Source organism: Bacterioplanoides pacificum (genome assembly GCF_042648445.1).
In the GTDB taxonomy this organism is placed as follows: Bacteria; Pseudomonadota; Gammaproteobacteria; order Pseudomonadales; family Oceanobacteraceae; genus Bacterioplanoides; species Bacterioplanoides pacificum.
In genome coordinates, this window is the sequence record NZ_JBHRYB010000005.1 from 676,736 (window position 1) to 689,787 (window position 13,052).

13 protein-coding genes and 1 tRNA gene are annotated in these 13,052 nt (G+C 54.3%); 8 read left to right on the forward strand and 6 right to left on the reverse strand.

Annotation, left to right across the window (positions count from 1 at the left end):
• The first annotated feature begins 8 nt into the window (after positions 1–8).
• The 7 genes from ACFOMG_RS07710 (at position 9) to ACFOMG_RS07740 (ending at position 9,414) form a co-directional block, all read left to right on the forward strand.
• Positions 9–2,630, forward strand: coding sequence for a DNA translocase FtsK (locus ACFOMG_RS07710; RefSeq protein WP_376865821.1), 2,622 nt, complete (start codon positions 9–11; stop codon positions 2,628–2,630).
• Positions 2,631–2,661: 31 nt separating this feature from the next.
• Positions 2,662–3,291: an outer membrane lipoprotein chaperone LolA gene (lolA, locus tag ACFOMG_RS07715; RefSeq protein ID WP_376865822.1), complete on the forward strand. Its 630-nt coding sequence runs from the start codon at positions 2,662–2,664 to the stop codon at positions 3,289–3,291.
• 9 nt (positions 3,292–3,300) lie between these two features.
• Positions 3,301–4,641 (forward strand): replication-associated recombination protein A, encoded by a 1,341-nt coding sequence (locus ACFOMG_RS07720; RefSeq protein WP_376865823.1) that lies wholly within the window; start codon positions 3,301–3,303, stop codon positions 4,639–4,641.
• Positions 4,641–5,027: a fluoride efflux transporter CrcB gene (crcB, locus tag ACFOMG_RS07725; RefSeq protein ID WP_376865824.1), complete on the forward strand. Its 387-nt coding sequence runs from the start codon at positions 4,641–4,643 to the stop codon at positions 5,025–5,027. The genes ACFOMG_RS07720 and crcB overlap by 1 nt, the downstream gene beginning before the upstream one ends.
• Positions 5,028–5,051: 24 nt before the next feature.
• Positions 5,052–6,341 carry a serine--tRNA ligase gene (gene serS, locus ACFOMG_RS07730; protein WP_376865826.1) on the forward strand — a complete coding sequence of 430 codons (1,290 nt, stop codon included), beginning with the start codon at positions 5,052–5,054 and terminating at the stop codon, positions 6,339–6,341.
• Complete coding sequence (gene cysG / locus ACFOMG_RS07735; RefSeq protein ID WP_376865827.1) at positions 6,338–7,717, forward strand: siroheme synthase CysG; 1,380 nt, start codon at positions 6,338–6,340, stop codon at positions 7,715–7,717. Before serS ends, cysG begins: the two co-directional genes overlap by 4 nt.
• 77 nt (positions 7,718–7,794) lie before the next feature.
• The gene (locus ACFOMG_RS07740) at positions 7,795–9,414 is read left to right on the forward strand and encodes a methyl-accepting chemotaxis protein (protein WP_376865828.1); all 1,620 of its coding nucleotides are present in this window, start codon (positions 7,795–7,797) and stop codon (positions 9,412–9,414) included.
• Between the two features lie 18 nt (positions 9,415–9,432).
• Here the strand turns inward: ACFOMG_RS07740 and ACFOMG_RS07745 are convergent, their stop codons facing one another.
• The 4 genes from ACFOMG_RS07745 to tusD are packed head-to-tail and all read right to left on the reverse strand — an operon-like array spanning position 9,433 to position 11,461.
• Positions 9,433–10,392, reverse strand: coding sequence for a glycosyl transferase family protein (locus ACFOMG_RS07745; protein ID WP_376865830.1), 960 nt, complete (start codon positions 10,390–10,392; stop codon positions 9,433–9,435).
• Positions 10,393–10,407: 15 nt separating this feature from the next.
• Positions 10,408–10,719: a TusE/DsrC/DsvC family sulfur relay protein gene (locus ACFOMG_RS07750; protein WP_376865831.1), complete on the reverse strand. Its 312-nt coding sequence runs from the start codon at positions 10,717–10,719 to the stop codon at positions 10,408–10,410.
• A gap of 1 nt (position 10,720) precedes the next feature.
• Positions 10,721–11,068, reverse strand: coding sequence for a DsrE family protein (locus ACFOMG_RS07755; RefSeq protein WP_376865833.1), 348 nt, complete (start codon positions 11,066–11,068; stop codon positions 10,721–10,723).
• A gap of 9 nt (positions 11,069–11,077) precedes the next feature.
• Positions 11,078–11,461 (reverse strand): sulfurtransferase complex subunit TusD, encoded by a 384-nt coding sequence (gene tusD, locus ACFOMG_RS07760; RefSeq protein ID WP_376865834.1) that lies wholly within the window; start codon positions 11,459–11,461, stop codon positions 11,078–11,080.
• Between the two features lie 143 nt (positions 11,462–11,604).
• On the opposite strand from tusD, the gene ACFOMG_RS07765 reads away from it, so the two are divergent.
• Positions 11,605–11,695, forward strand: a tRNA-Ser gene (locus tag ACFOMG_RS07765).
• 87 nt (positions 11,696–11,782) lie between these two features.
• Here the strand turns inward: ACFOMG_RS07765 and ACFOMG_RS07770 are convergent.
• Positions 11,783–12,013 (reverse strand): hypothetical protein, encoded by a 231-nt coding sequence (locus tag ACFOMG_RS07770; protein WP_376865836.1) that lies wholly within the window; start codon positions 12,011–12,013, stop codon positions 11,783–11,785.
• Positions 12,014–12,117: 104 nt separating this feature from the next.
• Positions 12,118–13,041 (reverse strand): histone deacetylase family protein, encoded by a 924-nt coding sequence (locus ACFOMG_RS07775; protein ID WP_376865837.1) that lies wholly within the window; start codon positions 13,039–13,041, stop codon positions 12,118–12,120.
• Between the last annotated feature and the right edge of the window lie 11 nt (positions 13,042–13,052).

The following is a 13,052-nucleotide window of genomic DNA, read 5'->3' on the forward strand; positions in this document are numbered from 1 at the left end:
AAGCGGTTTTGTCCGAGGAATCATCTCAATCGGAATCCGAAGCAATATCAGCCGAGAGTTCTCGTCACGGAGAACTTAATGCCGGCTGGAAAAAACGCCACGACGCCGTATTTATTGCGATGCTGGTTGGGTCTCTGTTGCTGCTGATCGCCCTGATGTCTTATTCGCCGGAGCAGGGTGGTTGGACGGCCATTGGTCATGGTTCTGAACAAAACGCAGCGGGCCAGGTTGGAGCCTACCTGGCCGACTTTTTATTTCATACGCTCGGCTACCTGGCTTTTGCTATTCCTTTGCTGATTCTTGCGCGTTCCGTGGTTATGTTCCGACGACGTTCGGCAGGCCCCTGGTATACCCGCCTGGGCGGTATTCTGATCACCCTGATCACCCTGTGTGCGTTGGCTGAAGTCAGTATCTGGCAGTCTGTGCTGTTGCCTGCCGGACCAGGCGGCGCGCTGGGCCGGTCGTTAGTTAATCTTCTGTTGCCGTTATTTGGCTTTGCGGGCAGTGCCGTAATTCTGGTGGCGGGTCTGGCTTTGGGGTTGATGTTATTTCTTGAATTTTCCTGGCTGGCGGTATTCGAAAAAATCGGTGGCTGGTTGCTCGGTCTGCGCCATCGCGCGTCATCTGACCCCGGGACTGAAGCTCCGCAGAGTGACTTGTCTGCCGATGAATCGTTTGCTCAAGACACAATAGTCGCTGAGCCGCAAGCTGGCGGGGAAACCGATGACGAAAATAAGCTCTCCTGGTGGGGACGTTTCCGCCAGCGCTTTGCTCACCGTAAGGCAGCGTCGGTTGCCGCAGAACGTGCAGAGCCTCGATTAGCCGTTGATGCCGAGCCGATTATTGCCGATTTTTCGGCTCTGGATTCAGATGATGAAATTCCCTGGCTGGATGAAGTAACAGACCCGCCAGCAGCGCCAGTCGTGGTGGCAGACAAAACGCAGCCATCCGTGGACGTTGCCGTAGGCAAAGAGGCTTTGGCGGAAGGTATTATTCCGGTGAAAAAAACACCACAACGCCGGGACCGTCAGGCTGCTGCCGCACCACCGGTGGAAGAAACAGATATCCCGATTCAGCCGCTGGAAAAAAATGATGCCGGTCCCAGTGAGCGGGCAGTACGTGAACTGCAGGGATCTTTGTTTAAAGGGGATCAGCCACTGCCGTCCATCGCGCTGCTGGATGCTCCCCGCACAGACCAGGGTGCCGGTTTTTCACCGGAACGACTGAAAGAAATGTCACGCCTGCTGGTGCAGAAACTGGCGGATTTCGGCGTTAAGATCGAGGTTACGGCGGTCGCGCCGGGTCCGGTGATTACGCGGTTTGAAATTCAGCCCGCGCCCGGGGTCAAAGCCAGTAAGATTTCCGGCCTGGCACAGGATCTGGCACGTTCGATGGCCATGGTGGCGGTACGTGTTGTTGAGGTGATCCCGGGTAAATCGGTGATGGGCATTGAGGTGCCGAACGAAAACAGAGCGGTGGTGTCTATTTCTGAGGTGCTGGCTTCGCAGCAATACGATAAAACCAAGTCACCGCTGACCATCGCGCTGGGGCATGACATCGGCGGCAACCCGGTGGTCACTGATCTCGCCAAAGCGCCACATATGTTGGTTGCCGGTACCACCGGGTCTGGTAAGTCGGTGGGCGTCAACGCCATGTTGATATCCATGCTGTTTAAAGCAACGCCGGAAGAGCTGCGACTGATTCTGGTGGATCCGAAAATGCTCGAGCTGTCGGTGTATGAAGGCATTCCCCACCTGTTGACGCCGGTGATTACCGATATGAAGGAAGCCCACAATGGTTTGCGCTGGTCGGTTGAAGAAATGGAGCGACGTTATCAGCTGATGGCGGCAATGGGCGTCCGCAATATTGCCGGCTTTAATAAAAAGGTTCGCGAAGCGATCGAGGCCGGCAAGCCCATTGCTGACCCAACCTGGCAGATTGATCAGTCGTTTGATACCACGCCACCCACACTCGAGCCGCTGCCTTACATCGTGATTGTGATCGACGAATTTGCCGACATGATGATGATGGTGGGCAAAAAAGTGGAAGAGCTGATCGCCCGGATCGCCCAGAAAGCCCGGGCCGCGGGGATTCATATGATTCTGGCCACTCAGCGCCCATCCGTGGATGTGATCACCGGCCTGATTAAGGCCAACGTACCGACCCGCATTGCTTTCCAGGTGTCATCAAAAATTGACTCGCGCACCATTCTCGATCAGGGCGGTGCTGAGCAGCTGCTGGGTCACGGTGATATGTTGTTTATGCCGCCCGGAAACGCCTTGCCAGAACGTATTCACGGCGCCTTTGTTGATGATGATGAAGTCCACCGGGTGGTGGCCGAATGGAAGCAGCGTGGCGCACCGGATTACATCGAAGAGATCACTCAGGGCGGCGAAGATAACGGCGTTCCGGGTCTGGAAGGGGGTGATGAAAAAGACGATTTATACGACCAGGCCGTCGCATTTGTCACGGAAAGTGGCAAATGTTCGATTTCGTCGGTTCAGCGTAAATTGCGCATCGGTTATAACCGGGCAGCCCGCCTGGTCGAAACCATGGAAGCGGCGGGGGTGGTGTCTCCGCCGGCTCATAACGGGGCTCGGGAAGTGATTGCCCGGGCAGCTCCCCAATAACGGAAATTTATTCATTCAGGAACAATTAACGATGTTCAAGCAGGTGTTATTTCTGGCTGTGCTGGCCATGTCATCACTGGTGCAGGCTGAAGCCAGCGGCCTGGCCGCATTTCTGACTAAGTTGAAAGGTATGGAAAGCTTTCAGGCGGCGTTCGTTCAGACTTCGCGCACCCATAGTGGTGAAATTATGCAACAAATGGCCGGAACCTTGGCGGTGGCCAAGCCCGGCAAAATGCGTTGGCAAACAGAAGACCCCTATGCCCAGCTGGTTGTGTCCGATGGCGAACTGATCTGGATATACGATATGGACCTTGAGCAGGTCACTATCCGCAATATGGATCAGCGCGTGCAGGAAACCCCGGCGCTGTTGCTCAGCGGTGAGCGCAGCCAGATCGACGACAGTTTTGTCGTCAGTGTGGAAGGCGGATCGGATAACGCCGTGTTTCAGCTGGTGCCTAAAGATCCGAGCCAGTTGTTTCAGTCGCTGGAATTTCATTACCAGGGCGATGATCTGCAACGCATGATGATTTTTGATGCCGCTGGGCAAATCACTGAAATTGCCTTTCAGCAACCGCAGCGCAACCAGGCGATTGACGAACAGGCGTTTGTGTTTGATGTGCCGGAAGGTGTGGATGTTATCGATGGCCGCAATGCCTTCTGAGGTGATGAGGTGAGCGACGATTTGTTCGGCTCAGCGGAGCCAGCCTACGAGCCGCTGGCATCACGCCTGCGGCCTGCCACCCTGGATGAATACGTGGGTCAGCAACACGTAGTTGGTCCGGGAACACCGCTGCGGCGCAGCCTGGATAACGGCGACCTGCATTCAATTATTTTCTGGGGGCCGCCCGGGGTGGGGAAAACCACGCTGGCGCGCTTGATTGCCCACTATGTGGATGCCACCTTTCTGACCATCAGCGCGGTAATGTCGGGTGTTAAAGATATCCGCGAAGCCGTTGTGCGGGCGCAGCAAAGCCGGGCGGCCGGACGAAAAACGGTACTGTTTATCGATGAAGTGCATCGTTTTAACAAGTCGCAACAGGATGCATTTCTGCCTTATGTCGAAGATGGCACCTTTCTGTTTGTTGGCGCCACGACCGAGAATCCGTCATTTGAGCTGAACAACGCGCTGTTATCACGGGCGCAGGTCTATATTCTCAAAAGTCTGAGCAGTGAGCAGATTGAGCAGGTATTAACTCAGGCGCTCACGAAGCTGGAAGACGCACCGGCGGTGGAAGACGCTGCGATAAAACGCATGGCTCAGGCCAGTGACGGAGATGCCCGCAAATCACTGAATCTGCTTGAATTTGCCTTACAGCTGGCCAGAGCGGACAAACGCCTGGATGTGGCTGTTGTCGATCAGCTGCTGGCCAATAATCTGCGTCGTTTCGATAAGGGTGGCGATGTGTTTTACGATCAGATCTCAGCGTTGCATAAATCGGTGCGGGGTTCTGATCCGGATGCCGCTATGTATTGGCTGGCACGTATGCTGGATGGTGGTTGTGACCCGTTATATATAGCCCGGCGTGTGGTGCGAATGGCGTCGGAAGATATCGGCAATGCCGATCCGCGCGCCCTGACTTTGTGTGTTAATGCCTGGGATGTGCAGACCCGGTTGGGTAGCCCGGAAGGTGAACTGGCCATTGCTCAGGCGGTGACCTATCTCGCTTGTGCGCCCAAAAGTAATGCCGTGTATAACGCTTATAATGCCGCCCGGGCGATGGTGGCAGAGCAGCCCAGCTACGATGTGCCGGTGCATCTGCGTAATGCGCCAACTCAGCTGATGAAAGATTCCGGCTTTGGTGCAGAATACCGCTACGCACACAACGAGCCGGAAGCGTTTGCTGCCGGGGAAAATTATTTCCCGGCAGAGATCAGCGAAACCCGGCTGTATTACCCGACTCCGCGTGGCCTGGAAGGTAAAATCGGCCAGAAGCTGGAGCATCTGCGGCAGCTGAATCAGGCAGCACCACAACAGCGTTATCCACCTACCAGTCCGGAGGACACACGCTGATGGCGTTAGTATGGATTGCACTGGGCGGCGCACTGGGGGCGGTCAGTCGTTATCTGGTTGCCACCGCTGTGTTTAAGTGGCTGGATAAGCCGTTTCCCTATGGCACGCTGTCGGTGAACCTGCTAGGCTCCTTCGCCATTGGCGTGGCCTATATCTGGTTGGTTCATCACCAGTGGGGCGGAGATCATCATAAGCAACTGGCGATGGTGGGTTTCCTCGGCGCATTTACAACGTTTTCCACCTTTTCCCTGGAGAGTATTACCCTGATGCAGCAGGAACGCTGGCTGGCCGCATGCGGTTATATTGGGGTAAGTCTTGCCGGGTGTTTGCTGGCCACCGTATCCGGAATATGGGCTGGCACGTGGTTATCAAAATCGATCGGTTAATTTTTCAGACTAAGAAGCAGACCAATGCTGGACATCAAATTTATTCGCGACAACCTCGACCAGGTCAAGGCTGGCCTGGCAAAAAAAGGTTTCACCTTTGACGATATCGAATTCAAGCGCCTCGACGAAGCGCGTAAATCCTCATTAACCAAAGCTCAGGCGCTGCAGGCAGAAAAGAAAAAAGCCTCGAAGCAGATTGGTGCGTTAATTGGTCAGGGGATGTCGCCGGAAGATGCCAAGGCTCAGGTGATGGGCAGCATTGATGCGGATATCAGCGATGCCGAAGTTGCGGCCAAACAGGCTGAGCAGGCGTTGCATGAGCTGTTAATGAGCATTCCTAATGTGCCGCGCGATGACGTGCCACACGGCAATGATGAAGAGGATAATGTTGAAGTGGCGGTCTGGGGTGAAGCCACACAATTTGATTTTGCGGCTAAAGATCACGTTGATCTGGGTGAGCCGCTGGGGCTGAGTTTTGATGCCGGTGCCAGTGTTGCCGGATCCCGTTTTGTCGCTATGTCCGGCAAAATGGCCCGCCTGCACCGCGCCCTGGCTCAGTTTATGCTCGATACACACAGCGAAGAACACGGCTACGAAGAAACCTATACGCCGTACCTGGTTAATAAAGAGGCGCTGGAAGGCACAGGTCAGTTACCCAAGTTCGAGGAGGATCTGTTTAAGATTCCCAATGCTCAGGGCGACAAGGATCTGTATCTGATTCCTACGGCCGAAGTGCCGGTCACTAATTTACTGCGCGACAGCATTACGGTGGCTGATCTGCCGCTCAAAAAAGTGGCGCATACGCCGTGTTTCCGCTCCGAAGCCGGCAGCTATGGTCGTGATACCCGCGGTATGATCCGTCAGCATCAGTTCGATAAAGTTGAGCTGGTACAGTTTGTCGCGGCCGGCCAGTCGGACGCGGCACTGGAAGAATTAACCGGCCACGCAGAAGCTATCCTGCAAAAGCTGAATCTGCCTTATCGTAAGGTGATCCTGTGTGGTGGTGACCTGGGCTTCTCAGCGGCTAAAACCTATGACCTGGAAGTGTGGCTGCCCGGTCAGCAGAAGTACCGGGAAATTTCTTCCTGCTCTAACTTTGAAGATTATCAGGCGCGTCGTATGGGAGCGCGCTGGCGCAACCCTGAAACCAATAAGCCAGAGTTGCTGCATACACTGAACGGTTCTGGTCTGGCGGTGGGTCGTACTATGGTGGCAGTACTGGAAAATTATCAGCAAGCCGACGGCTCGATCATTGTTCCGGAAGTATTACGTCCGTATATGGCTGGCCTGGAAGTCATTGAGGCCGCTCAATGATGAATCTGCCCCTCGTGTTGCGGGGGGATCGCCAGACGTTTCTGGTTGTTGGCGGGGGCCAGGTTGCGCAACGCAAAATTCACACCTTGCTGGCATCAGAGTGCCGGCTGGTTGTGGTTGCTGAACAGCTGCCCGTTGCGCTGCAACAGCAGCTGGCCGAGCGTGCTGATAGCTGCTGGCAGTCAGTGGATGCTGATGAGCAGCTGGATATGGCTGATGCGTCATTCGTGGTACTGGCCACGGATGACCACGCTCTGAATGAGGCGTTAGCCATCAAAGCCCGGCAGCAAGGTTGTAAGGTGTGTCGGGTCGACCAGACTGACGACAACGATTTTATCTTTCCGGCCGTCGTCGACCGTTCCCCGGTTCTGGTGGCGGTGTCCAGCAGTGGCAGCTCCCCGGCGTTAACCCGCCACCTGAAAGAACGGCTGGAAGCGTTTTTGCCGTTGGAATACCGTGAGCTGGGTAGCATGATGCAGTCGCTGCGCCAGCGTATCAAAGAAAAGTTACCACCACCTCAGCGCGCTGCTTTCTGGCGCCGCTGGATGAACAGCAATGTCCCCGAACTGGTGCTCGGCCGTCAGCCGCAACGCGCTCAGGCGCTGAGTGAACAATTGATTGCCGGTGATGAAGGTCAGGGCGGCGAGGTCTATCTGGTCGGTGCCGGTCCGGGTGATCCGGATTTGCTGACATTTCGTGCGCTGCGCCTGATTCAGTCGGCGGACGTCGTGTATTACGACCGTCTGGTAAATCCGCGCATTCTCGAGTTTATTGCACCGCAAGCCGAGCGTTTTTACGTCGGCAAAGCCAAAAGTGATCATGCCGTGCCGCAGGAAGGCATTAACCAGTTACTGGTAACATCCGCTCAGCAAGGTAAGCGGGTGTTGCGGCTGAAGGGCGGTGACCCGTTTATTTTTGGCCGTGGTGGCGAAGAAATTGAGCAACTGGCCGATGCCGGTATCCCGTTTCAGGTGGTGCCGGGCATCACCGCCGCCAGTGGCTGTGCGGCCTATTCCGGTATTCCTCTGACCCATCGCGATTATGCTCAGAGTGTAAGGTTTGTTACCGGCCATCTGAAAAACGGCAGTTGTAATTTACCCTGGCATGAGCTGATTCATCCGCAGCAAACACTGGTGATCTATATGGGGCTAACCGGTATTCCAGTGATTTGTGAGCAGTTGATTGAGCATGGTATGCCGCCGGAAACTCCGATTGCGCTGATCGAAAAAGGCACGCTGCCGGATCAGCAGGTGCATGTATCGACCGTTGCCGAAATGCCGGACTATGTCGCCAGCCATCAGCTGCAGGCGCCAACTCTGACGATCGTGGGTGATGTTGTATCGCTGTATTCCCGCCTGGCCTGGTTCAACGGCTAAAACGCTGAAAACTATCAGCAATTACGCTGATATCGACTACGCTTATTCCCAGAGAGTTAAATAATCTGGGAATAAGTATGAACCTCCTGAGTTCCTTAAGTATTAAGGTTAAAATCCTGCTGTTAGCAGGCGTGTCTATTATTGGTTTTCTGATCAGTCTGATGGTCAATTACAACATTAACAGCGCCAACGCCGAACGTTTGCAGATGATCCAGAAGACCTTTTTCCCGGTGGTTCAGGACTCTAAGGCCAATCTGGTGCGGCTGGAACAAATCAAAGAGTTGTTTTCCACTGCGGTCAGTGCCGGGGAAATGGATTTCGTTAACAGTGCCGAAAAGATCAGCCTTCAGGTGGGAGACAGCTTTGATACCCTGGAGGCCATCTGGCCCCAGCGCGCCGGCGAAGTACGGGCTATGCGCAGCGCCTTTAACCGCTACTACCAAGCGGCCAAGTCGTTATCGGTTGGCATGCTGAATGGTTCGCTTGATCCGGCCGGTCTGCCGGCAGCGGTTCAGAATATGAATGACAGCCTGTCTGACGCCAAAAATTATATGGAAGACTACAGCCGCGAAGGCCTGCAGGCGTTTAATCAAACCGTTGACCAGTCTAATCAGGCGACACGTCAGGCACTGTCTCTCGGGGTGGTTGTCACCACTGTGACCATTGCCGTGTTGTTGTTTGTCGCCTGGACCACCAGCACGGTTATCAGCTCCTCGGTGGAGCGCCTGGTACGCTCACTGAAAAGCATTGCCAGTGGCGATGGCGATCTGACGCAGCGAATTGACAAAACATCCGATGATGAACTGGGCGAAGTTGTGTACTGGTTTAATCAGTTTATCGATAAATTGCACCATAATATCGGTGAGGTGGTGACCTCGATCGGACCGCTGGCCAATGTATCGGCCGATCTTGGTAGTCTGACCAGTCAGACGTCCCAGATTGCAGAAAAACAAAGCCATGCTACCGCTGAAGTCTCTCGCGTGGTGGAGGATATGGTTGGCAGTGTGCGCGAAGTATCCGGCAATGCCAGCTCGGCCGCTGAGGCGGCTACGGAAGCTGATCAGGCAGCCAAAGAAGGGCGCTCCATTGTCAGTGAAACCGTTAACAGCATTAACGGTCTGGCCCAGGAAGTTGAGCGTGCCAGTGACGTGATTCGTCAGTTGGAGAGCGACACAGCCAACGTAGGCAGTATTCTGGATGTGATTAAGGGTATTGCTGAGCAAACCAACCTGCTGGCACTGAATGCTGCCATTGAAGCCGCCCGCGCCGGTGAGCAGGGTCGGGGTTTTGCCGTCGTGGCCGATGAAGTACGCACGCTGGCGTCACGTACTCAGGATTCCACTCAGGAAATTCAGGCGGTCATCGAACAGCTCCAGGGCGCTGCCCGTTCTGCTGTTGGAGTGATGACCGAAAGCCAGCAACGAGCGCAAAGCAGCGTAGATCAGGCGGCGAAAACCGACGAAAGCCTGCGTGCTATTACTGAGAAGGTAGAGTCGATCAACCTGATGAACTCTCAGATTGCCAGCGCGACTGAGCGTCAGCAGGAAGCGGCTTATAGTATTAAAGACAATGTCGAAGGTATTAAAGAAACGTCAGAACATGCGATGACCAGCATGGTGAAAGTGGAGGCCGCCAGCAGTGCGCTGACGGATATCTCCCGCAGTCTGAAAAACGTGACGGATCAGTTTAAAGTCTGACCGGGTGCCTGGCTGCGGTTATAAGCGCGTTGTATCGCGCTGCTGCCAGGCTGACAAACACTCCTTTAAAGCAGCGCTATAGTCGCTGCTTCTTTTTATGCTGCACAACGCCAGCGCTGCGGTTCGGGTGACGGCCTGCAGAGCGTACTCACTGATTAACTCTCCACGCCAGAAGTCCTGTAACGGCTGAAAACCGATATCATCCGGCTTGTCGTCAAACAGGCTGCGATCGTTGTCGATGATTATTTCGCCATCATCACCGTTAAAACAATATTGTGCCCGGCAGCGGCGTTCCGGATTCACCTCAAACTCTCCACCTTCGCCCTTGATCACCAGGGCATCATGGCCTGCCAGGCGGGCCGCGCCACAATGCAGTCCCTGGTAGTTGGGATGGAATACCCCCTGAACACTGGCAACCCCGGGGGCTGCGATGGTTTTCAGGACGCTGTTAATAGGGGAGCGCACTCCCAATACTGACTTCAGCAACAGCCATTGCTGCAGTTCCGGATGAATGCTGGCAACCGGTAGGTAGGCCAGTGGCTGCTGCCCGATCTGAGAAGTGTTCTCCAGTATGGGCAGGTCAAAATGACTGAAGATCTGATGCAGATATACCCGCTCTGCGGTGTGAGCTTCGGTGCCATGAAATAAGATGCGGTAACCCATGCTGCTCAGCAGCAGGGCGGACAGCAAACACCAGAAGGGCTGGCGGCGTTTGCCTGCGTAGCTGGGCCATAACAGGTCGGTATCGCTGAGGTCGGGTAATTGTTCGGCAATGGCCTGGGCAAATCCGGCGATTTCCTGTTCGCTTTCTTCCAGTACCCGCATCAGCATAAAAATGGCACCCAGCTGCTCCGGACGATAATTGCCCTGCAGCATATTACTCATGGTGAAATGTGCTTCTTCCATCGTCATGTGGCGGCTGGCGTTTTTACCACGAGCCAGAATACGAACGTAGTCGGCCAGGTCGTGTTTTTGCATGGTTATTTTCTCACTTCAGAGGCAGTTTTCGGGGCGTGGCAAGCCCGCAATCCTGGCCGCAACTTTGGCCGGACTGCCGGGAAACAGCTGCAGTAAATAAATGCTTGAGGCTTTATCGGCCGACAGGGTTTGTTTCAGGTATTTGCTCAGTGGCCGCATTGCCGGTGACACATCGTATTGCTGGTAAAAGTTGCGCAGTGCTTCAATGATTTCCCAGTGTGCGTCGCTGAGCTCAATCCCTTCTTGTTGCGCCAGCCAGGCAGCCACTTCCGGGCTCCAGTCATGCAGTTGTTTCAGAAAGCCGTCGTTGTCGAGTTCAGGGTGCATATTAAAAACTTAACTGATGTTTGCTGTTATTGCTGAGTTGTTGCAGTTGTTCTGTATTAATCGCTTTGACCGTGGTGAGCATATCCTGCGGCAGGTCTTGCCCCGCCAGGTAATACAGCTGATCGCAGTCATACATGGCCAGCGCGTTTAACAACTTAATGGCTGATTTGCCGTTGGGGCGGCGAGGGTGCTGTTGCTGATCCAGCCATTGCAGGCCGTCGTTACTGAAGACAAAAGCCACCTGTTGGTCGAACGCAGCGCAGGCCATGCCCAGTTCAAGAGGCTCCAGGTCCAGTGTGGGAGGCGTGCTGATGTGAATCAGCAGGTCTATCGGCGAGTGGTCGTTCATAACGGCTCCTTAAAACTGCACAATCTGGTCAGAGCTGGCGACGGCTTCAGCCATTTCACCCAGTCCGGTCAGTTCAAAGCCGTCAGCCAGGTTAGCCTGACTGTTATAGCGGCGGGCTTCTTCTTCATTAAATAATCCCCGGCGCAGGCTGTTGGCGATACACAGCTGTAACGGGAACTGATATTCCAGCGCAAGGGCCTGCCAGTCTGCAGCGATGCTGCTTTGTCCCTGCACAGGTTGCTGATGTTTCAGCCCGGCGAGTACGGCATCCTGATAAAAAAACACCCGTTCGACCTGCTGGTTGTCGGCCAGCTTACGAATGTAATGCATCGCCTGGTAATGGCTGTCGTGAGTGAACGGGCTGTGGTTCAGAAAAAGCGTCAGACGGGTCATAAAATGGGCTCAGATCAGGATGGAACTATGATAATGGCCCCGGGTTGTAATGCAAAGGAAAGGCTATCGCATTGATTTATCGAATTTTTTTTAACAAAAAGTGTTGACGTTAAAATCATATGAGGTAATATACGCCCCGCGCTGGAGGGATGGCTGAGCGGTTGAAAGCACCGGTCTTGAAAACCGGCATAGGTTAATAGCCTATCTAGGGTTCAAATCCCTATCCCTCCGCCACTTATTTTGAAAAGCCCGCTCATTGAGCGGGCTTTTTTTATGCCTGATATTCAGCTGAGTTCGCTGCTGTTTGCTGCCACCGCCGTATCAGTTAAGGGCGGCCAGTAATAAAACCAGAGACCAGCCAAATAACATCACCAGCACACACCATTCGGCCCGCAATAGTGCTTTCATCCAGGGTCGCCGATACCTGAGTATCTGCTGACGGATAGTAACGAATACTTTTTTACTCTGAGTTGTTAGCTGTCCGGCGGTTGAGCGTACAATACCAACGTCCGTGCCAGAAAAATCGCTGCTTGGCATAATCACTTCACCCATGCTTTTGTCACAGAATGACGCCTGCTGGCAATGTGAAGTAGTGGAGTTGTGTGTGCCTGTGTAGCGCTCTGTAACTGAATGCCACAGAGCGCAACGACGATGGGTTATTGCATGGCACTGATATAGGCCACCACGGAACGGGCCAGCGCGTTAAGGTCGTAACCGCCTTCCAGAATTGACAGTACCGGCACCTTGCGTGGCTGCGCTTTGCCGGCAATCCAGTTGCCGAGCCAGCCATAGTCCTCGTCCTCCAGATTTAATTCCGCCATCGGATCGGCGCGGTGGGCGTCGAATCCGGCAGACACCAGAATCAGCTCCGGAGCGAAGTTATTCAGGGCTTCATCCCAGAATTCCAGCACCTTGTTGCGGTACACCTCGCTCCCGGTTCCTGCATCCAGATGCACGTTGATCACGTTGTTGTAACGTCCGGTCTGGTAATGGGAGTTGGGATAGAAGGGGTGTTGAAAGCTGGAGCAGATCAGGAAACGCTGATCATTACCAAGGATATCGATGGTGCCATTCCCCTGGTGGGCATCAAAGTCGACAATGGCGATGCGTTGCAGATGGTGCGCTTCGGCGGCGCGCAGAGCGGTAATAGCAATGTTATTAAAAAAGCAAAAGCCTTTGCTTTTATTGTGTTCGGCGTGATGGCCGGGTGGCCGCACGCCAACAAACGCATTATGGTGATGAATCTGATGTGCCAGCACATCATCCAGTGCCTGGGTGCAGGTGCCAACCGAATACAGCGCCGCCTGTAACGATCCCGGGGCCATCGGGGTGTCTTCATCGACATAAATATGACCCTGCTCAGGTTGAATCAGTTTTAATTGTTCATAATAGCCGTGAGTATGAGCGCGCAGAATATCCGGCTCGTGAGCCGCGGTTCCCTGGATGATATCCAGCGTATCCCACAGGCCGGATTGTTTTAGACCCTGCTCGATGGCCATCAGTCGCAGGGCATGTTCCGGATGGTCATCACCAGTATGGTGAGCAAAGTGTTGCTCGAAGGTATAGTAGGCGGTCGTCATAATGCGCTAGC